At 49.7% G+C, this 21,066-nt stretch carries 18 protein-coding genes; 10 read left to right on the top strand and 8 right to left on the bottom strand.

Translation table 11 applies throughout. The features are described 5' to 3' along the window. Positions 1-95: 95 nt before the first annotated feature. The 3 genes from glmS to GWK09_RS06800 form a co-directional block, all read right to left on the bottom strand. A complete protein-coding gene (gene glmS / locus GWK09_RS06810; protein ID WP_163692237.1) occupies positions 96-1,943 on the bottom strand; it encodes a glutamine--fructose-6-phosphate transaminase (isomerizing) in 1,848 nt (615 codons plus the stop codon). A gap of 113 nt (positions 1,944-2,056) precedes the next feature. Then, positions 2,057-3,883, bottom strand: coding sequence for a DUF4270 domain-containing protein (locus GWK09_RS06805; RefSeq protein ID WP_163692236.1), 1,827 nt, complete (start codon positions 3,881-3,883; stop codon positions 2,057-2,059). A gap of 5 nt (positions 3,884-3,888) precedes the next feature. Continuing rightward, positions 3,889-4,698 carry a glycogen/starch synthase gene (locus GWK09_RS06800; RefSeq protein ID WP_163692235.1) on the bottom strand — a complete coding sequence of 270 codons (810 nt, stop codon included), beginning with the start codon at positions 4,696-4,698 and terminating at the stop codon, positions 3,889-3,891. Between the two features lie 103 nt (positions 4,699-4,801). Between GWK09_RS06800 and panC the strand changes: the two genes are divergently transcribed. From panC to GWK09_RS06770, 6 genes are all read left to right on the top strand, one after another. Continuing rightward, positions 4,802-5,650, top strand: coding sequence for a pantoate--beta-alanine ligase (panC, locus tag GWK09_RS06795; protein WP_239530729.1), 849 nt, complete (start codon positions 4,802-4,804; stop codon positions 5,648-5,650). 13 nt (positions 5,651-5,663) lie between these two features. Further along, positions 5,664-6,014, top strand: a complete 351-nt coding sequence (gene panD, locus GWK09_RS06790; RefSeq protein ID WP_163692233.1) for an aspartate 1-decarboxylase — start codon at positions 5,664-5,666, stop codon at positions 6,012-6,014. Between the two features lie 3 nt (positions 6,015-6,017). After that, a complete protein-coding gene (locus tag GWK09_RS06785) occupies positions 6,018-6,983 on the top strand; it encodes a lysylphosphatidylglycerol synthase transmembrane domain-containing protein (RefSeq protein WP_163692232.1) in 966 nt (321 codons plus the stop codon). A 27-nt stretch (positions 6,984-7,010) separates the two neighbouring features. Continuing rightward, positions 7,011-8,156: an alpha/beta hydrolase gene (locus GWK09_RS06780; RefSeq protein ID WP_163692231.1), complete on the top strand. Its 1,146-nt coding sequence runs from the start codon at positions 7,011-7,013 to the stop codon at positions 8,154-8,156. A 92-nt stretch (positions 8,157-8,248) separates the two neighbouring features. Further along, on the top strand, positions 8,249-9,610 hold the full coding sequence (gene radA, locus GWK09_RS06775; protein ID WP_163692230.1) for a DNA repair protein RadA: 1,362 nt from the start codon (positions 8,249-8,251) through the stop codon (positions 9,608-9,610). A gap of 46 nt (positions 9,611-9,656) precedes the next feature. After that, on the top strand, positions 9,657-10,709 hold the full coding sequence (locus GWK09_RS06770) for a proline iminopeptidase-family hydrolase (RefSeq protein WP_163692229.1): 1,053 nt from the start codon (positions 9,657-9,659) through the stop codon (positions 10,707-10,709). 1 nt (position 10,710) lies between these two features. Here GWK09_RS06770 and GWK09_RS06765 read toward each other — a convergent pair whose 3' ends face one another. Both GWK09_RS06765 and GWK09_RS06760 read right to left on the bottom strand, forming a co-directional pair. Then, complete coding sequence (locus GWK09_RS06765) at positions 10,711-11,751, bottom strand: NADP(H)-dependent aldo-keto reductase (RefSeq protein WP_163692228.1); 1,041 nt, start codon at positions 11,749-11,751, stop codon at positions 10,711-10,713. Between the two features lie 55 nt (positions 11,752-11,806). Next, complete coding sequence (locus GWK09_RS06760) at positions 11,807-12,574, bottom strand: exodeoxyribonuclease III (RefSeq protein WP_163692227.1); 768 nt, start codon at positions 12,572-12,574, stop codon at positions 11,807-11,809. A 150-nt stretch (positions 12,575-12,724) separates the two neighbouring features. Between GWK09_RS06760 and GWK09_RS06755 the strand changes: the two genes are divergently transcribed. Together GWK09_RS06755 and GWK09_RS06750 are read left to right on the top strand one after the other, a co-directional pair. Then, positions 12,725-13,294: a DUF3575 domain-containing protein gene (locus GWK09_RS06755; RefSeq protein WP_239530718.1), complete on the top strand. Its 570-nt coding sequence runs from the start codon at positions 12,725-12,727 to the stop codon at positions 13,292-13,294. Between the two features lie 29 nt (positions 13,295-13,323). Continuing rightward, positions 13,324-15,405, top strand: a complete 2,082-nt coding sequence (locus GWK09_RS06750) for a TonB-dependent receptor family protein (RefSeq protein ID WP_163692226.1) — start codon at positions 13,324-13,326, stop codon at positions 15,403-15,405. 1 nt (position 15,406) lies between these two features. Here GWK09_RS06750 and GWK09_RS06745 read toward each other — a convergent pair whose 3' ends face one another. Beyond that, positions 15,407-16,951: a glycine--tRNA ligase gene (locus GWK09_RS06745; protein WP_163692225.1), complete on the bottom strand. Its 1,545-nt coding sequence runs from the start codon at positions 16,949-16,951 to the stop codon at positions 15,407-15,409. A gap of 37 nt (positions 16,952-16,988) precedes the next feature. Beyond that, positions 16,989-17,909: a hypothetical protein gene (locus tag GWK09_RS06740; RefSeq protein WP_317174502.1), complete on the bottom strand. Its 921-nt coding sequence runs from the start codon at positions 17,907-17,909 to the stop codon at positions 16,989-16,991. 199 nt (positions 17,910-18,108) lie between these two features. Here GWK09_RS06740 and GWK09_RS06735 point away from each other — a divergent pair, with 199 nt between their 5' ends. Beyond that, positions 18,109-18,636 carry a ComF family protein gene (locus GWK09_RS06735; protein WP_283401216.1) on the top strand — a complete coding sequence of 176 codons (528 nt, stop codon included), beginning with the start codon at positions 18,109-18,111 and terminating at the stop codon, positions 18,634-18,636. Positions 18,637-18,685: 49 nt separating this feature from the next. Continuing rightward, a complete protein-coding gene (locus tag GWK09_RS06730; RefSeq protein ID WP_163692223.1) occupies positions 18,686-20,305 on the top strand; it encodes an Ig-like domain-containing protein in 1,620 nt (539 codons plus the stop codon). On the opposite strand, the gene GWK09_RS06725 is transcribed toward GWK09_RS06730, so the two are convergent. Continuing rightward, the gene (locus tag GWK09_RS06725; RefSeq protein ID WP_163692222.1) at positions 20,292-21,065 is read right to left on the bottom strand and encodes an amidohydrolase; all 774 of its coding nucleotides are present in this window, start codon (positions 21,063-21,065) and stop codon (positions 20,292-20,294) included. The two genes, GWK09_RS06730 and GWK09_RS06725, sit on opposite strands and share 14 nt — an antisense overlap. Between the last annotated feature and the right edge of the window lies 1 nt (position 21,066).

The following is a 21,066-nucleotide window of genomic DNA, read 5'->3' as shown; positions in this document are numbered from 1 at the left end:
TGAGGATTCTTCAGGGATTCATGTTCAGGAGAAATCCAAATAAAAACAGGCCCTTTTTGCAAAGGGCCTGTCATTTGAAATCAGGTTAAAATCTTTTATTCCACCGTGACCGATTTGGCAAGGTTTCTGGGCTGGTCCACATTGCAACCCCTCATCACAGCGATATGGTAGGAAAGCAGTTGCAGGGGGATGGTCGTAACCAGGGGGCTCAAACTTTCGAGTACCTCCGGCACTTCGATCACATGATCTGCCAGTTCCCTTACCTGGGTGTCCCCTTCGGTGACGATGGCAATGATCTTCCCTTTCCGGGTCTTGATCTCCTGGATATTGCTCACTACTTTTTCGTAATGCCCTTTCTTGGTCGCAATCACGATCACGGGCATCTGTTCGTCTATCAGGGCAATAGGTCCGTGTTTCATTTCAGCAGCCGGATATCCCTCAGCGTGGATATAACTGATCTCCTTGAGTTTTAGGGCGCCTTCAAGGGCTACCGGAAAATTGTATCCCCGACCGAGGTACAGGCAGTTCTCAGAATCCTTGTAAACATCGGCGATGATCTCTACCAGGGGGTTTGCCTCCAGGGCTTTTTCCACTTTCTTGGGAATGTTTTCCAGTTCTGACAGGATCTCGTGATACCTCGATTCATTGAGCTCGCCTTTTTCTTTGGCCAGCTTTAAGGCCATCATCATCAGAATGGTGATTTGTGTAGTAAACGCCTTCGTAGAGGCCACCCCTATCTCAGGTCCGGCGTGGGTATAAGCCCCTGCGTGTGTCTCCCGGGCGATGGACGAACCCACCACGTTACAGACACCGAAGACAAATGCACCTCTTTCTTTTGCTAATTTTATGGCGGCCAGCGTATCAGCTGTTTCGCCGGACTGGGAGATCGCGATCACGACGTCCTTGCTGGTGATCACCGGGTTTCTATACCTGAATTCAGAGGCGTATTCCACCTCTACCGGTATGCGGGCGAGATCCTCGAAGATGTACTCCGCGACCAATCCTGCATGCCAGGAGGTCCCGCAAGCCACAATGATAATGCGGTTCGCATTCATAAAACGCTCCAGGTTGTCGTCAATCCCGGACATCTTGATGATGCCCTGGTCTACCAGCAATCTTCCCCTGTAGGTGTCCTTGATGGCCCTGGGCTGCTCGTAGATCTCTTTGAGCATGAAGTGGTCATACCCTCCCTTCTCGATTTCCTCCAGGTTTAGTTGTAATTCCTGTATCATGGGATAAGCCACTGCATCGTCCTTGATCTTGCGCAATTTTATCTCCTTCCCAGGCCTGATAATCGCCATTTCCTCATCCTCTAGGTAGACCGCATTATTGGTGTATTCTATAAAGGGGGAGGCATCCGAGGCGATAAAAAATTCCCGATCTCCTATTCCTATGGCTAGCGGACTACCCAGTTTGGCAACGACGATCTCATCCGGTTTTTCCTTGTCGAACACGGCGATGGCATAGGCGCCCACTACCTGGTTCAGTGCGATTTGTACGGCTTTCCCGAGTTTTACTTTTTCCTTTTTCTTGACCTCTTCGATCAGATTCACCAGAACTTCGGTGTCGGTATCCGATTCAAAGACATATCCCCTTTTGGAAAGTTCGGTCTTGATGGCTTCGTAATTCTCGATGATCCCGTTGTGGATGATCACCAGATTCCCTGAATTCGAATAGTGAGGATGGGAATTGACATCGTTAGGGACCCCGTGGGTAGCCCAGCGGGTATGCCCCATTCCCAGGGATCCGTTAACGGCAATGTTCTTTTCGGATTTGTTCTTCAGGTCCTCCACCTTACCCTTGGTTTTGGACATATTGATCTGGTTGCCGTCGTAAAGTGCAATACCGGCACTGTCATATCCCCTGTATTCGAGCCTTTGCAGCCCTTTCATGATAATGGGATATGCTTCCCGGTGTCCTATATAACCTACTATTCCACACATAGTTAAAGGATTAAGCCAAATTTTGGTCCGTAAATTTACGGGATCGGTTGAAAATACTATTTTTTTTGCGTTATATAACGCATTTTCTCCGTCACTCGTATAGGCGTGTCCGTTTAGTTAGCCTCGGTGTAAAAAATCTCCAGCTTTAGCTTGTTCGCTTCCGGAACATTGGCGCCACTGCCGTAAAGTACGGTGCCAAGTGGACTCAGATTGGATCCCACAGGGAGATCTTTCTCCGAATTGCCCGCCAGGACGGCGTTGGAAACCCCTGAAATCCTTATGTCAGCAGAGATAGCCAGGCCCAGGGTGGCATTGGTAGAATCCCTCAGGATCAGATCATTGATATGATCAGTGATCCGCACCGTGTATTTGATCCCCTGTCCATTTTCCTCCTGCAGCCTGGCATCATAATCGAGGTAGATCCCGAATCGCGAATCTGCCGCGTTATTCTCGTTAGCAGGATTGTACACAGGAGCATTGTTATCGGTATTGTACATATAAAGCCTCGGGGGTTCCTGAATTCCGCCTGCAGCGTCCAGGGTTTCCCGGTCTACATAGAACACCAGATTGGCTTCATTGATAATCCAGTTTCTGGACTTGATCTCGTTGATCACGGTCTCCCCATTATTTTCCTCGAACAGAGCGATCTCGGCAAAGGTCCCGGGACCTCCTTTCAGATAGATCCTGGAGGCATTTTGACCTGTGTCCAGGTTATCTCCAACCTGAGCAGGATACGGTTCGGCAAGAACAGTATTGACAGCATTACCGATGATGGGCGCGTTGCCCTGCCCAGTGATCAGGTTCAGGGTGTAATCCCGTTCGGCTGTTTCCAGTTCCCCGTCCACGATCCTGTCATATTCATAGGAAATGGTGATACTTGCCGTCCGCAGGTCGAGCAGCAACATGATGTCGTCTGCAGTAGGAGTTACGGACATATGAATCCCCCTGAAGAATTCCTTGAAATTAGAATTGCTGATCAATTCCGAGGACCCTTCCTTATCGAGGATATTCTGCTGGAAAAAGTCGGCGTCCAAAGCCACCCGGATCCCGGGTTCTATCACTCGCGGGGCCTGCAGGGATTCGTCCTCCTCCGTATCCGGATCGTCCTCTGTAAAAATAAGGGTCTGTTCATCCTCAATCAGGACCTGGCCGTCAAAGAGTACCTCAGAGACAAAAGAAGGGACGAACTCCTGACTCGAATAGTATTCCTGGGCCTCGAGGAAATTAGTGTTGGGGTCGAGGTCCCTCAGAAAATACGTAGAGCGTTCCACTTTAAAGTTAAAAGGCACGTCCCGGTTTCCGTAGATACTGTCCAGGTCTCGCTTCACCGGGAATCTGTTGGGAAGCGTACTCGTATCTTCGTTGTCGTTGATCCCATCCCCATCGGTATCAGGATTCAGGGGGTCAGTACCCCCTATCCTTTCCTGATTGTCCGTGAGTCCGTCTCCATCGCTGTCGCTGTTCGGGTCGTCAGGATCCGCATCCAATTCGTCTATTACTCCATCCAGGTCCCTGTCTGCACTGCCATTTCTGAGGTAAGGGATATACAGAATGACCTCCTTGATCCTTTCATTTTCGTCAATGGTCGCATCCACGCCATCTGTGGCAGAATTGTCTTCCGTGATCTGGGAGTAATTCCCGAAGGTTGGGTTGCCAGTGCCTCCTGAGAGGGAAACCTGGGAGGTGATACTGGCTGTCGTCCGGCCATAGATAGGGTCATCAAACACCCCTATCTGATATACAGGTAACTTGTTGGTTTGTACCGCCACCACATTTCTGTTGTAGGCAAAAACGTCATAAACCTCCTTGTCCGAAACAAAAGGGCTGCCATCGATCACTCCGTTTCCCAGAGTAGTAACGTCCTCGTCGCATGAAATAAGCACAAGGAGGAGGAAGGTTCCTATACAGGCCGGAACCGCGCCTTTGAATAAAAATCGCATGGGGCTTAGTTTAATACTTCGGTGTCATAGAAATGCGCATAGGCCTCTTCAAATTCCTGGATGGGCACATACGGTAACACGGGTTTCTGCTGATCTTTGATGTATGAAAGCAGATCTTCAGGAATGCCTTCAGCAGCTAAAATTACGGCATCAGAATAACTCACTCCTATTTTTAACAAATTATTATAGGTAGGTTCTTCCAGGAGGGAGAGTGCCTCTTCCGGAATACCGTCAAAGGCCACTTTTTTCATCAGCTCCTTGTCCAGCACCCCTTCAAAACTCTTTCCATACACGGAAAGAACGATCTTACTGTCTGCGAAAAGGGGTTCGTCCGAATAGAATTTTCGAAGATATAGTGGAAGAAGGGAAGACATCCATCCGTGGACGTGGATGATGTCGGGATTCCAGTTGAGTTTCTTTACCGTTTCCACCACCCCTTTGGCAAAAAAGATCGCGCGTTCATCGTTGTCTGTGAACAACTCCCCGTTCTCATCCGTAAAAGTTGCCTTTCTCTTGAAATACTCCTCGTTATCGATGAAATAGACCTGTATCCTTTCCCTTGGGATGGAAGCCACCTTAATGATGAGGGGCATATCCATATCATTGATCACGAGATTCATTCCCGACAACCTGATAACCTCGTGCAATTGGTGTCTCCGCTCGTTGATATTGCCATATCGCGGCATAAAGATCCGGATCTGGCCGCCTTTGCTGTTCACCATCCTGGGTGCTTCGTAAGACATTAAGGAAACTTCGTTCTCTGGTAAGTAGGGCACTAATTCTGAAGATACAAACAATATCTTTTTACCATTCATACAGGTCGACTTTAATTTATCGCGGAAACGTAGGCGCAAAATTACAAAAATTATGCAGATTAGCCGTAATTATAGTAAGTTTGCACCCTTTTTAAGTTGTGCTATGAAGTTGATTTCGGGCAGGAAAGAACTGCTGAACCATCTTGGTTCCCTTAGGGGTGCACATGAAAGCCTGGGACTGGTTCCAACCATGGGTGCCCTCCATGAAGGACATCTGAGTCTGGTAAAAAAAGCCCTTGCCGAAAACGACTCCGTGGTAGTCACCATCTTTGTCAACCCTACCCAGTTCAACAATCCCGATGACCTCGAGAAATATCCCAAGACACTGGATGAGGATCTGGCCCTTTTAGGTTCTGTGGGTCAGGAGATCACAGTATTTGCTCCGGCTGTTGAGGAATTGTACAATAAGGGTATTACCTCCAAGAAATATTTCTTTGACGGACTGGACAAGGTGATGGAAGGGGCCTTCCGCCCAGGTCACTTCAGCGGTGTCGCTACCATAGTGCAAAAATTGTTCGAACTCATCAGGCCAGACAAGGCGTATTTCGGCGAGAAGGATTTCCAGCAATTGCAGATCGTCAGAAAACTCGCTCATAACCTGCCATTCGATTTGCAAATTGTGGGGTGTCCGATCGTTCGCGAACCCAACGGCCTGGCCATGAGCTCCAGGAATCGCCTGCTTTCCGAGGAGATGAGAGAGAAGGCCGGACTCATATACAAAACCCTGAAAGAAGCCGGACGTATGTTTGGCACGGAAAATGCGACTAAGGTAGGTGAATATGTCTCCGGGGTATTCTCTGGGGAAAGTGATATGGAACTTGAGTATTTCCAGATCGCTGACGAGGCAACCCTTACACCTGTCAAAAGGAAGCAGGAGAACAGCAAATACAGGGGTTTCATCGCTGTTTATGCCGAAGGGATCCGCCTCATTGACAATATCGCTATGAATTGATTATTTTTGCGCCATGAAAATTGAAGTAGTTAAGTCCAAAATACACAGGGTAAAAGTTACCGGGGCTGACCTTAATTATATAGGAAGTATTACCATAGACGAAGACCTGATGGACGCCGCGAATATCATCCGGGGTGAAAAGGTCCAGATCGTCAACAACAACAATGGTGAACGCCTTGAGACCTATGCCATTCCCGGACCCAGGAATTCAGGTGAAGTAACCCTGAACGGTGCCGCGGCCCGCAAAGTGGCTGTGGGTGATATTCTCATCCTGATCACATACGCATGGATGGAGCTGGAAGAAGCCAAAGTCTTCGAGCCTGCCATGATCTTTCCCAACGAAGAGAACAATCTGTTAAACTAACCTTTGAACACCGGTTTCAAAAGACTTCTCAAGATCGTCGTCCCTATCCTCCTGGGAGTCTTTTTGGTTTGGTATTCCTACGGCAGCACTTCCCCTGAAGACAGAAGAGAGATCTTCAGGTATATCAGGGAGGCCGACCTGTTCTGGGTTGGGATCTCAGTATGCATTGGGATCCTTAGCCACATCTCAAGGGCCGTCCGATGGAACTATCTTCTGGAGCCCCTGGGCTACAAACCCAGGATCAGCAACAACATCCTTTTTATCCTTATTGCCTATTTCGCCAATTTGGGCATCCCAAGATCTGGAGAGGTCCTTAGGGCTACTGCTTTGGCTACCTATGAAAAGGTGCCCTTTCAGAAAGGTTTCGGGACCATTGTAACGGAACGGGTGATCGATCTGCTGATGTTGTTACTCATTATTTTCATCGCCCTGATCTCCCAGACGACGGTCATCCTGTCTTACCTGAAGGCAAATGGCATTGGCCTCACAGCAACCCTTGTCCTGGTGGCAGGAGGGATTTTAATGCTCTTCGTATTCCTCGCATTCCTCAGAAGGTCGAGCTCCCGCCTGGCCATCAAATTAAAGGACCTGGTCAAAGGGCTATTAGACGGGGTGATGAGTATCTTCAGGATGAAGTACAAATGGCTCTTCCTGCTCCATACCCTCTTTATATGGGGGGCCTACATAGCGATGTTCTGGGTGATCAAGTTTACCGTGCCTGAAACCCTGGGGCTTTCCATATCAGAGTTCCTCGTGGCATTCATTGCAGGGGCTTTTGCGATGTCGACGACCAACGGTGGCATAGGCCTGTATCCCATAGCCGTGAGCAAAGCTCTCTCCATTTACGGGATAAGTACCGTTTCCGGGGATGCCTTTGGCTGGATCATGTGGATCTCCCAAACCCTTATGGTGGTAGTATTTGGTGCAATATCCTTTCTACTCTTACCGTTATTGAACAGAAACCGGTAGGTTTTTTCAATACCAAATACCACCTTGATGAAAAATACCATACTTATAGCCCTGGGCTTGTTGTTCACCCATCTGACCTTTGCCCAGGTGACCCACGAAATCTTTGAGTCCTTTAAACTCCAGGAGAGACGGAATGTTTCCTACTACTTTCCCGAGGATTATTCCCCGGTAAAAAAATATCCCCTGGTAGTCGTTCTTGACGCGGAATACCTGTTCGACCAGGTAGTGGCCCATGCCAAGTTCTACAGTAGGTTCGAAGGCATGCCCCAGGTAATCGTCGTGGGAATAGAACAAAGCAAGAACAACCTCCGTTCAGAAGATTGCGCCTTTGAGGAGGATTCCGGCCTGCCCACTGAAAAGGGTAAGAGGTTCTACGAATTCATAGGAATGGAGATCGTGCCTTACCTCGATACAAAGTACAGTACGGCCCCATTCAGGATGATCATCGGATATGACATCACTGCCAATTTCGGCAACTATTACCTTTTCAATGACCGATCCTTTTTCAATGCTTTTGTAAGCATTGCACCCAGGCTGGCCCCGGAAATGGAAGTGCGTGTCCCAGAAAGAATCCAGGCTATGGACCAGCAGATCTTCTATCACCTGATCACCGGTGGAGCCAAGCAAAATGCAAAAAACGGCATTGGGATCCTGGACCAGAATCTGAAGACCATCCAAAAACCTACCTTTCATTATACCTTCGATGCCTATCCGGAGGCCGGTGAAGTTTCCGTAGCCACCTATGGCCTTGGCAAGGCCTGGGAGAAGATGTTCGAGATCTTCAAACCCATATCCCCCAAGCAATACAAGGAAGAGATCCTCACCTCAGATGAACCCGTCTATAAATATCTGGAAGACAAATACGGCACCATTGAAGAACTCTTCGGTTTTAAAAAGGATGTAAGCCTGAATGATGTCATGGCCATCTACGCGGCCACAAGGAAAAAAGAGGATTTTGAGTCCTTAAAATCCCTCTCCGATCTGTGCAAGAAAGAATTCCCGGATACCATGATGGGTTTTTACTTCGAGGGGGAGTATTACGAGCATTTGGGAGAGGCCAAAAAGGCCCTGCGTACGTTTGAAAAGGCCTTTGGGATGCAGGAGATCGACTTCCTTACCAAAGACCACGCCCTGGAGAAGATTGACGCCATCAAAGCCGATTTTGGATTCTAATGGGCAAGGGTAAAGACAGAATTATACACCCCGCTTTTTAGCGGGGTGTTTCTTTTGTTATTAGAGGGAACCACAATATCTTTAGCCATACTATGGCCAAGACCAAAACCGCTTTTTTTTGTCAGAATTGTGGAACCCAGTTCGCCAAATGGGCCGGACAGTGCACGGCCTGCAAGGAATGGAACACCATCGTGGAGGAGGTTGTTCAGAAGGAGGAAAAACCGGACTGGAAACCGATCATGAACGGCGGGCCCAAGTCGGCAACCACAGTAAACATCTCGGAAATAAACACGGATGACGATGTGCGGTACGACCTCAAAGACCAGGAATTCAACAGGGTCCTGGGAGGTGGGTTGGTTCCGGGGTCCATGGTTCTCCTCGGCGGTGAGCCCGGGATTGGAAAAAGCACCCTCTTGCTGCAAATAGCCCTTCGTCTGCCTTATAAAACCCTGTATGTCTCGGGGGAGGAGAGCCTGAAACAGATCAAAATGAGGGCACAGCGGCTCCATCCGGACAGTGAGAATTGCTATATCCTTACAGAGACCAAAACCCAGCTGATCTTCAGGCAGATCAGGGAGGTATCCCCGGATATAGTGGTCATAGATTCCATACAGACCCTGCATTCGGAATACATCGAATCCTCCGCCGGGAGTATATCACAAATCCGGGAGTGCACCGCAGAGCTGATCCGCTTTGCGAAAGAGACCGGCACCCCCGTGATCCTCGTCGGACATATCACCAAGGACGGGACCATTGCAGGCCCCAAGATCCTGGAACACATGGTGGATACGGTTTTGCAATTCGAAGGAGACCGGAACTACATGTACCGCATCCTCAGAGCCCTGAAGAACCGGTTCGGCTCCACCGCAGAACTCGGGATCTACGAAATGCAGGGAGACGGACTCAGGGAGGTCAGCAATCCTTCGGAGATCCTGATCTCTAAATACGACGAGGCTCTGAGCGGCACAGCCATTGTCGCCACCCTGGAAGGCATGCGCCCCCTCCTTATCGAAATACAGGCCCTGGTGAGCACAGCCGTTTACGGCACCCCTCAGAGGACAGCAACGGGTTTCAACGCCAAAAGACTGAATATGCTCCTGGCCGTACTCGAAAAAAGGGCCGGCTTTAAACTCGGCGCGAAGGATGTGTTTCTCAATATCACTGGTGGTATCTCCGTGGATGATCCTGCTATTGACCTGGGGGTGGTAGCCGCCGTACTTTCAAGCAATTCGGATATCCCCTTGGAAAAAGGGGTTTGCTTCGCAGCCGAGATCGGACTGGCCGGGGAGGTCAGGCCGGTGAGAAGGATAGACCAGCGGATCCTGGAAGCGGAAAAGCTGGGTTTCACACGGATCTTCGTTTCCAAGAACAACAAAATAGGTTTGAAGAAACACAACATCCTGATCAGCAAGGTGTCTAAAATAGAAGATGTCATCCGGGAATTGTTCGGTTGACATATCCCGATAATTTTTACCTTTAAACTTCACCAAAATCGCGATTATGAAAGCATTTGCCAGCATCTTCGTTTTTCTATGCTTCCTGTGGTCCTGTCAGGATGCGCCCAAAGAGGAAGGGAAGTCAGATAACACTGCCTGTGAAGAGTATCTGAGTTTTGAGAACCGGGACGATCAGTTCACAGGGGGGATCAAAATGATCCCCATCACCACAGATAAAGGCACCTTCAGGGTCTGGACCAAACGCATCGGGAACAATCCCACCATAAAGGTTCTTTTGCTCCATGGCGGACCAGGGATGACCCATGAGCTTTATGAGTGCTTTGATGGCTATTTCCCCCAGGAGGGCATCGAATATATCTATTACGATCAGTTGGGCTCATATTACAGCGATCAGCCAGACGACCTCAGCCTGTGGACCACGGAACGCTTTGTGGAGGAAGTGGAACAGGTGCGTAAAGCCCTCGGGCTGGACGCCTCCAACTTTTATCTCCTCGGGCAGTCCTGGGGCGGGATCCTGGCCATGGAGTATGCCTTCAAGTACCAGGAGCACCTCAAGGGACTGGTTATCTCTAACATGATGAGCAGCGTGCCCGAGTACAACGCCTATGCGCAAACCGTATTAGGGCCCCAGATGGACCCGGAGATCTACAAAGAGATCAAGGCCATGGAAGATGCGGAAGATTTTGCCAACCCCAGGTATGGCGAACTGCTCTTCGAACACTACTATACGGAACACGTCCTGCGCATGCCTCCGGACCAGTGGCCGGAAGCGGTCATGCGTGCCCTGAAGCACGCAAACAACCAGGTGTATGTCCATATGCAGGGGTACAGCGAATTCGGCATTACCGGTGACGCCACGCTGAAGGACTGGGATGTAAAGGACCGGATGAAAGAGATCCGTGTGCCTACCCTGGTGATCGGGGCACAGCATGATACCATGGACCCTTCCCATATGGAATGGATGTCAAAAGAAGTACAGAACGGCAGGTACCTTTACTGTCCAAACGGGAGCCATTTGTCTCAGTACGATGATCAGAAGACCTATTTTGATGGAGTGATCCGCTTCGTGAACGATGTGGATCAAAAGAATTTCTAAATCAGGGTGCCGGATCCGGAATTTCCTGATGGATCACTTCTATCCCCTTGAGCACTTCATCCGAGAGGTTTACGTGGATGCTGCCGATATTTTCCTTCAGCTGTTCCATGGAGGTTGCCCCAATGATGTTGCTCGTAAGGAAGGGCCTTGAGTTCACGTAGGACAAGGCCATCTGAGTCAGGGATAGGCCGTGCTCCCCAGCCAGCTCAGAGTATTTTTGCGTGGCCTTCTGGGCCTGTTCATTACTGTACCTTTTATAGGCCGGGAATAGAGTAATCCTTGCATTTTCGGGCTTTTTGCCCCCCAGGTATTTCCCGCTGAGCACCCCGAATCCCAGGGGGGAATAGGCAAGCAACCCAATTTTTTCCCGTATGGAAATTTCTGACAGTCCTACCTCAAAGGTGCGGTTCAGAAGACTGTAGGGGTTTTGTATAGTGATCATACGAGGCAGGCCTTCGTGCACCTTGCTCTCTTCCAGGAACCTCATTGTACCCCATGGGGTCTCGTTGGAAAGGCCCACATGGCGTATCTTCCCTTCCTTTATCAAATCCCTCAGGGTCTCCAGGACCTGGTGGATATTGTCTTGCCAGAAATCAGACAGGTCGTGCCTGTACCCCCTTTGGCCGAAGTAATTGGTTGTACGCTCAGGCCAGTGAAGCTGGTAGAGGTCGATATAGTCTGTGCGCAACCGCTCAAGGCTGCCATGGACGGCCTCTATTAAAGATTCCTTTCTGAAACCGGTGGTCCTGATGAACTTGGTGAATTCGGCCTTACCGGCTATCTTGGATGCCAGTACTACCTTGTCCCTGTTCCCGGTTTTCACAAACCAGTTGCCGATGATCTTCTCCGTCAGGGCATATCGATCGGGGTGGGCCGGGATGGGGTATAACTCTGCCGTATCGAAGAAATTAACCCCCTGGTCGAGGGCGTAGTCCATTTGCTGATGGCCTTCTTCCTCTGTATTCTGTTTCCCCCAGGTCATGGTCCCCAGGCAGATCTTGCTCACTTCGATATCGGTATGCGGCAACGTGGTATAGATCATGGTATTCCGGTTTGAATTCGGCCGCAAAGGTAGGGATCAGAAGGGTAAAGTAAAACTATGGGGTTTCCAGCTCCACAAGGATGGGACAATGGTCGCTGTGTTTTGCCGCCGAAAGGATCACAGACCTTCGCAGGCGTTCCTCCAGGGATTGGCTGACCATCCCGTAATCCAGTCGCCATCCCTTGTTCTTATTGCGCGCATTGGCCCTGTAGGTCCACCAGGTATACTGGTGGGGCTCCTGATTAAAATACCGGAAACTGTCGATAAACCCGCTGTCGATAAAGTTGCCTATCCATTCCCGTTCTACGGGCAGAAAGCCCGAGACATTCTTGTTCCGTACAGGGTCGTGTATGTCAATGGCCCTATGGCAGATGTTGTAATCCCCCAGGATCACAAGGTTAGGGTTCTCCTTTTTGAGATCATCTACATAATCCTGGAAATCCGCCATGTACTGAAGTTTGTGATCCAGCCTTTCAATGTTGGTCCCGGAAGGGATATAGAGGCTCATCACAGAGACCCCGTCAAAATCAGCCCTCAGATTCCTGCCTTCTTTGTCCATATATTCGATCCCTGTGCCGAATTCCACGTGGTCCGGTTGCTTTTTGGAAAGGATGGCCACTCCGCTATACCCTTTCTTCTCTGCACTAAACCAGTAGTGGTAGGGATACCCCGCCTTTTCAAACAGGCCCACATCGAGCTGTTCTTCCATCGCCTTGATCTCCTGCAGGCAGACCACATCGGGATCTACGCCCTCAAGCCACTCCAAAAACCCTTTATTGAGGGCGGCACGGATGCCATTGACATTGTAGGATACGATCTTCATACATTCAAATTTCGTCCGAAAATAAAGAATCCAGGGCATTTGAGAAAACCGAGGTTCTAGCCCAATGCAGGGTTGCTGTCTCCAAAATTGGATAAAAAACAGCCTTGGATTTTCCTCATTTCGACCTATCTTTCCAAAAAGATTATGCGAATGAAATACCTCTGGATGGCCGCTCTGTTATTCACAATGGCCACAAACCTTTCTTCGGCCCAGGACACTCTTCCTGTGGAGGAACCCAATCCCGGAATACAACAGAATGAGCTAAAGCTGAATGTGTTTAACCTGATCGCCTTTAAATTTGCAGATCTCACCTATGAGCGACTGATCAACGAGGAGACCTCATTCGGTTTCGGACTCTTGTTAAGGATCGGTGAATACGATGAGGATATCGGATACGATCGGAGTTTTTCATTCACCCCGTTCTACCGCAAGTATTTTTCCAGGAGCTATGCCAGTGGATTTTTTGTGGAAGGCTTTGCCATGTTGAATTCAGGCAATGAAGATGTATTCACCTATTTCGACGAGCAAACCGGGAACCTGATCCGTTCTGATGAACAGTATACCGACTTTGCCCTGGGAGTCAGCATAGGCGCTAAATTCATTTCCAAAAGAGGATTTTTGGCGGAGGTGTACGGTGGGATAGGGCGCAATTTTCTCGATTCGGATTTTGCCCCTGAGGTCGTCCCCCGGGGGGGTATTTCCCTGGGATTCCGCTTTTAATGCGTATTTTTGCGCCTCAGTTTTTTCACATGAGGTCGATCTTTCTATTAATCCCCTGTTTTTTCTACACCCTTATCCTGTTCGGTCAGAAGAGCATCCCCTCTGATAGTGTTACCGTTTTACCTGAGGTCCTCCTCCTGGAGGAGAAAAAGGTAAAACAAACCGAAGGGATCATCCCATCGCAGATCATCGGGGAGAAGATCTTTGACAATTTCAGCCCGGTAGATGCCGTATCGGCCATCAACCAGATCCCGGGGGTATACATCCTTTCGGGGGCGCTGAATACCAACCGGATCACTATACGGGGTATAGGCGCCCGCACCCTCTTTGGCACGGACAAACTCCGGCTCTATTACGATGAGATCCCGGTGACCAACGGAAGCGGGTTTTCGAGTATAGAAGCGTTCGATCTCGAGAATTTCAGCCAGGTGGAGGTGGTAAAAGGCCCAAAGGCAACTACGTTTGGGACCAACCTGGGTGGCGCTATTCTCCTGAGCACTCGGGAAGGACTCGGGCAGGGGACCAGGTTCAGCAACCATACTACCTTCGGCTCCTACAATCTGTTCAAGAACAACCTCGCTTTCTCCCAGACGGATGAACGATTGAAGGTGAACCTGAATTACGAACATCTGGAGACGGACGGGTACAGGGAGAACAACCGCTTCGAAAGAGATGGGTTATTGTTGCGCACATCCTATTCCCTGAATGACCGGAATGAAATTGGGATCCTGGTGAACTATGTCGACTACATTGCCCAGATCCCCAGCTCTCTGGGAATCACCGCCTTTGAGGAAGATCCTACTCAGGCGGCATTTACATGGGCAGCCTCAAAGGGTTTCGAGGACAACCGGTATACCCTGGTCGGACTGAATTACACCCACCGATTTTCTTCGAACTTCCGGAATACTAGCAGTATCTTTTATTCTTACCTCGACCATTACGAGGCCCGGCCTTTCGGGATCCTGGATGAATACACCAACGGGTTTGGCCTGCGCACCCATTTCAAGGGGTCGACAAACCTCTTCGAGCGGAAAACCGAGTACTCATTTGGCACGGAACTCTACAAGGACGAATACACCTGGAGGGAATTCGAGAATGATTATCAGGACAATGCAGGAGAAGGGAGCCTGCAAGGAGATCTTTTTGCAGACAACCGGGAATTCAGGGCCCAGATCAATGCATTCGGCACCCTGAACACTGAAGTCTTCAATCATCTGAACCTGCAACTGGGCCTGAACATCAACCATACCCAATACGATTTCCGCGACCGCTTTAACCCAGGTGATGCTAACCGGAGTGCCGCCCGGGATTTCAGGACCATCGCCCTGCCCAGTATCAACCTGAGTTACCGGTTCTCTGACTACCAAACCCTCTATGCGAACATCAGCAGGGGGTTTTCCAATCCCACGGTAGAGGAGACCCTGACGCCGGAGGGGGTTATCAACCCGGATATCGAACAGGAAAAAGGGGTGAATTACGAGATTGGTTCCCAGTTATTCCTTTTAGACAGCAAATTACATATTCTTCTCACTCTTTACCAGATGGACGTGAAGAATCTGCTGGTCGCAGAGCGGGTTGGGGACGATCAGTTTGTGGGAAGAAATGCCGGAAAGACCAGACACAGGGGACTGGAAGTCGCCTTGAACTACCGATGGGTACTGGGCTCGGATTGGGAACTGATGCCGTTTGTCAACTACACATTCAGCGATCATCAGTTTGTAGATTTTGTGGACGGAGACGATGATTTTTCGGGGAACCCGCTTACCGGCGTACCCCGGCACCGATTCAACAGTGGCGTTCAATTCCGGTACGGCAACCGCTTTTTCTGGAATACAACCCACCAATATGTGGGCAGCATCCCACTCACCGACGCCAATACCCTCTTCAGCGATCCCTTCCATCTCTTCGGGACGAAATGGCGGTATGAAAAGAATCTGAGTAACCGCTTCGGCCTGGGACTCAGTTTCGGCATCAACAACCTCTTCAACGTACGGTATGCACAATCCGTGCTGATTAATACGAATGCCTTCGGCGGGGCAGAACCCCGGTATTATTATCCCGGCAACGCCCGGAATGTATACGGGAGCATTCGCCTCAGATATTCCCTATAAGCTACAGGATCTTTTTGAGCCAGTGCCTCATCCCCACCTCTCGGTCGATAGCTCCGTGCAGTTCTTCAATCGGAAGTCGTCTTTGTTCCATGGTATCGCGGTGGCGCAGGGTGACCGTTCGGTCTTCCAGCGTCTGGTGGTCAACGGTGATACAGAAAGGGGTACCCGCTGCATCCTGTCTCCTGTACCTCCTGCCGACCGCGTCCTTGTCATCGTAAGACACGTTGAAATCGAGGCGCAGTTCATCCATGATCTCCTGAGCGATCTCGGGGAGTCCGTCCTTTTTCACCAGGGGTAGTACCGCGGCTTTGGTCGGCGCCAGCACGGCCGGGATCTTCAGCACGGTGCGGGTCGATCCGTTCTCCAGCTCTTCATCCACCAAAGAATGGGACAGGATGGCCAGGAACATACGATCGAGGCCAATGGAGGTCTCTATGACGTAAGGGACATAGCTCTCTTCCAACTCGGGATCAAAATACTGGAGTTTTTTACCGGAGTATTTCTCATGGCTTCCCAGGTCGAAATCGGTTCGGGAGTGGATCCCTTCGAGTTCCTTGAATCCAAAGGGGAAACGGAATTCTATATCCGCAGCGGCGTCTGCGTAATGGGCGAGTTTCTCATGGTCGTGGAAGCGGTAATTCTCTGCCCCCATACCGAGGGAAAGGTGCCATTTCATACGGGTCTGTTTCCAGGTCTCATACCATTCCTTCTGTGTGCCGGGCCTGATAAAGAACTGCATCTCCATCTGCTCGAACTCCCGCATCCTAAAGATGAACTGACGGGCCACGATCTCGTTCCTGAATGCCTTTCCGATCTGGGCGATCCCAAAAGGGATCTTCATTCGCCCGGATTTCTGGACGTTCAGAAAATTCACGAAGATACCCTGTGCAGTTTCCGGACGGAGGTACAGGTCCATGGCAGATTCGGCCGTAGCGCCCAGCTTCGTGCCGAACATCAGATTGAACTGCTTGACATCCGTCCAGTTCTTGGAACCGGATACCGGACATACGATATCGAGTTCCAGGATGAGGTTCTTCACATCCTCCAAATCTTCCTTCTCCAGGGACCGGGCTAGCCTTTTGATAATGGTATCCGCCTTTTCCTGATATTCCATCACCCTGGCATTGGTGGCTCTGAACTGGGCCTCGTCAAAGGCATCCCCAAAACGCTTGGCAGCCTTTGACACCTCTTTCTCGATCTTGGCCTCGATCTTAGCCACGTGTTCTTCTACGAGCACATCGGCCCTGTATCGTTTCTTGGAATCCTTATTGTCTATGAGGGGGTCGTTAAATGCGTCTACGTGCCCTGAGGCTTTCCAGGTTGTGGGGTGCATAAAGATGGCGGCATCGATACCCACGATGTTCTCATGGAGCTGTACCATCGCCTGCCACCAGTATTCCCTTATATTCTTTTTGAGCTCTGCCCCGTTCTGAAGGTAGTCGTACACCGCACTCAGGCCGTCGTAAATCTCACTCGACTGCACCACATACCCGTATTCCTTGGCATGTGATATTACCTTTTTAAAAATGTCCTCTTGATTTGCCATGGGGCAAAAATAGAATTTTACGGAAAGACTGCAGGGATTATTTTAACTGAAATTCGGTGGTAGCCAGCAATTTCTCGTCCTCGAACACATTGAGGGTATAAGTGCCCTCAAGGAGGGACCCCTCGGGTACCGTGATGAAATCACAAACACTCATTTCCTCCCCTCTGAAGATCAGGGTTACCCTTTTGCTGTAGATATTTCCATTTACGGAGATAACATTGGCATTATCTTCAATGATACCCATATTCGGACCCAGGAATTGAAGATAAATGACCTTCTCTTTGGGAGCGAGGATATCCGGGTCTTCCTGAATGGTTACGCATCCCCTCAGCTTCTCTATGGTGGATGCCTTGTTGGTCTTGATAGGCTTGCCGCTTCTCATCCTGAATCCGCTTCCCTCTGCATTGATAAGGTTTAGGTAGCTCTTCATCTTGAGTTCCCGGCTTAATTCCTGATTCTTCCTGCGAAGCAGCGCCTCGGTTTGCGCCAGGGAATTGCTCTTACCCCTTAGCTCCTCCAGCATTTCGCGCGTTTCTTCATACTGGTTGGCCAAGAGCCTGTTGTTGTACCTCAGCAGATTATTGTTGAGCTTGATACTGTCGTATTGTGCTTCCAATTTGCGGAGTTGGGACTTAAATTCGCTCAATTTGCCGATGGTGAAATTCAAGCGCCCTACGGAGTCGAGCAGTTGCTGGACCCTGTCCTTGGAATCCTGAAGTTCTATTTCGTTGACCTCGTTGAGTGCAGAGAGGCGGTCGACCTCCGTTTTCATAAGGGTCAGGTCACGGACCAACAGGGTCTTTTCATCTTCGAGGTAAGTGATCTGGTTCTGGCTTTGTGCATAACTGTAGTAAAAGGCGATCAGGATACCAATAATCACCGCCACCAATGCCGCAAGAATGATTTTGTAGTTGAATGTATTTTCCTGAAGATCCATTCGCTGGGAGGTACGTTGCAAGTAGGTTTTAATGCGTAAAGATTTGAATATTACTAAGCTACCAAATATACTAAATGATCTGAACACGGTTCTGTTCCCTCAAGTCTGTTTTGGATGTAATGCACGATTATATCGGGGAGAGCAAACTTTGTGTGTTCCTTGTCGAGACCAATTGCCGCTTACCGAGTTCAATTTTTCGGCAGAAAATCGTTTAGACCGGGTGTTTTACGGACGAATCCCCATCAAAAAAGCCTCCTGTTTCCTCTATTTTCAGGAAAAAGGCATTGTACGCAACCTCATACACCACCTCAAATACAGGAATCAAAGGCAGATAGGCCCCTTCCTGGGGAAGTGGTATGGGAAGATTCTCTCGGAGGATAAGGCACTTCCGGTCCCTGATTTGGTCATCCCGGTTCCCCTCCATCCCAAAAAGCTCAAAAAAAGAGGCTATAACCAGGTCTCCGGATTCAGTATGGAAGTGGCCCGGATGCTATGTACTTTGCATAGGGAAGATCTGCTGGAGAAGAGCACCCATACTCAGACCCAAACCAGGAAGTCGAGGCTGTTCAGATGGCAACACCAACGCCCCTTGTTCCGGGTTACGGACGTCACAGAACTCAGTGGAAAAAAAGTACTCCTCATGGATGATGTGATCACCACGGGAGCCACGCTGGAAGCCTGTGTCCAGGCTTTCTCCCAAGCACAGGATATGGAGGTTTACATTGCCGCCATAGCGATGGTCCCCTGATTTTCGAATTCTGCAAATTAGTTGTTTCTTTGCCCAAACATCGGGCTTCATGGTGCACTTAAAGCGATTTATTTCAGGGATCTTCCTGTTTTGCCTGGCGCTCGCCCTTCATCAGTGCGCCCGTCGCGGAAGTCCGACAGGGGGTCCAAAAGACATGGAACCCCCCGTACTGCTCAGGGCCGAGCCCGAGAACCTCAGCACCAACTTCAAAGGGAATAAAATACGTTTGTACTTCGATGAATACATCAAGCTGCAGGATGTGCAGAACAAACTGATCGTCTCCCCTCCTTTCAAGTACCCCCCTGACATCAGCCCCCAGGGCGGGGCCCGAAAATATGTGGAGATAGTGATCAAGGATACCCTTAAAGAAAATACCACATACACCCTTAATTTTGGGGAAAGCATAGTGGATAATAACGAAAACAATCCCTATCCCTATCTGACCTACGTCTTTTCCACGGGGGACTACCTGGATTCTCTCTCCCTTCTGGGTGTGGTCAAGGATGCTTTCAACAGAGAAACAGACGATTTTATCAGTGTGATGCTCTACGAGATCGATTCGACCTATACGGACACCGTGATCAGAAAATCGCCTCCCAATTACCTCGCCAATACTCAGGACAGTACCACCATATTCAAGCTGCAATACCTCAAGGCGGGGAAATACCGGCTGATCGCCGTCAAGGATGAGGCCAAGAACAATCTGTACGATCCCGTGGTGGACAAGATCGGTTTTGTGGCAGATACGATCAGCCTGCCCACGGATTCCATATTCCTTTTAAGCCTGTTCCGGGAAGTGCCCGAATACAGCCTTTCTGTACCCAAATTTGAGGCTTCCAACCGGATCCTGTTCGGCTATAAAGGACCAGGGGATCCTTTGGAGATCAACCCGGTGAGCAACATCCCTGACTCCGTATCGACCTACCTTTCAAAAGTACCCAACCGGGACTCCCTCAATTTCTGGTTCACACCCTTTGAACCGGATTCTCTCGTTTTTGAGGTGGTCAACCCAAGGCTGCAGCAAAGGGATACATTCACGGTAAAGTCCCGTAGCCTCACGAAAGATACCCTCCAGCTGACCCCGAGTTACAGAAGCAACATAGGGTTCCTGGACACCATGTATATCTCGGCCAACATTCCCCTTCGGGCAAAAGATTCTTCGAGAGTGTCCATGATCAACAGGGATTCCGTGCCTCAATCCCTTGAAATGCTCCTGGATACTACTTTAAACCGGGTGATCTTCGATTTTAAGAAGGAGCCCAATGAGACCTATTCCCTCAGGCTTCTCCCCGGTGCACTTTCGGATATTTTCGGAGATGGGAATGACACCCTGAATTATCGGCTTACCACCGGCAGCTATGCCGACTATGGCAATTTGCGCGTCCGCCTTGAAAGCGCCCTCCCATATCCTGTACTCCTGGAGCTGACCGATCCTAATGGCAAGATGATCCGGTCCACCGACGCAAGGGATGATGGGGTCTTTGAATTCAATCTGCTCAGTCCCGGGAAATACCTCGTCCGGGCGATCTTTGATACCAATGATAATGGACGCTGGGACACAGGGGATTTATTCAGGAAGATACAACCCGAAAGAGTGGTCTACTTCCCTTCCGAGATCGAGGTAAGGGCCAATTGGGAACTCGAGCAGCTCTTCCTTATTGAAGAGTAAAAGCATCCCGATCATCCAGGAACCTCAGCTGATCCCTGACCTTCTTCAGATTTGATTTATTCAGGTTAACCAAAAGTACCTCATCTTTAGTGGAAAAGGCCATCTGTTTTCCCAATCCGTCGTAACAGGCCGTATGACCTGGGTATTCATACCCGTTCTTATCGACCCCCACCCTGTTCACTCCAATGCAAAATGCCATATTCTCTATGGCCCTCGCCTTGAGCAGGGTGTCCCAGGCGTCGATCCTGGGCTTTGGCCAGTTGGCCACAAAAAGCAGCAGGTCATAATCCTGTGTATTCCTAGCCCAAACCGGAAAACGAAGGTCATAACAGATCATAGGGCAAATGCGAAAGCCACGAAAGTCGAGGATCAGTTTTTTATCGCCACGGGCGTAGGAGAGGTGTTCCCCGGCAAGGGTAAAGGTATGCCGCTTGTCATAATAGCGAAAGCTCCCGTCCGGCTCCACAAAGAAGAGTCGGTTGGTATATTGCCCTTTTTCGAAAAAGGGAATGCTCCCTGCAATGGCAGCATCTTGCCTCTGCGCCATTTCCTTCATCCAGCTGAGGGTGAGTTCACCTTCAGAAGGATCTATTTCCGTAGGGGTCATGGTAAATCCGGTGGTAAAGGTTTCGGGCAATACGATGAGGTCGACTTTCTTGCTGATTCCATCGATGAGGGAAGTAAAGTGCTCTCGGTTCTTCTCCGGGTCATGCCAGAAGAGAGAGGTCTGAACAAGTGCTATATCAAGGGATGTTTCCAAC

The sequence above is a fragment of the Muriicola jejuensis genome, assembly GCF_010671595.1.
GTDB lineage: Bacteria > Bacteroidota > Bacteroidia > Flavobacteriales > Flavobacteriaceae > Muriicola > Muriicola jejuensis.
This window is presented reverse-complemented; position numbering and strand designations above follow the sequence as displayed.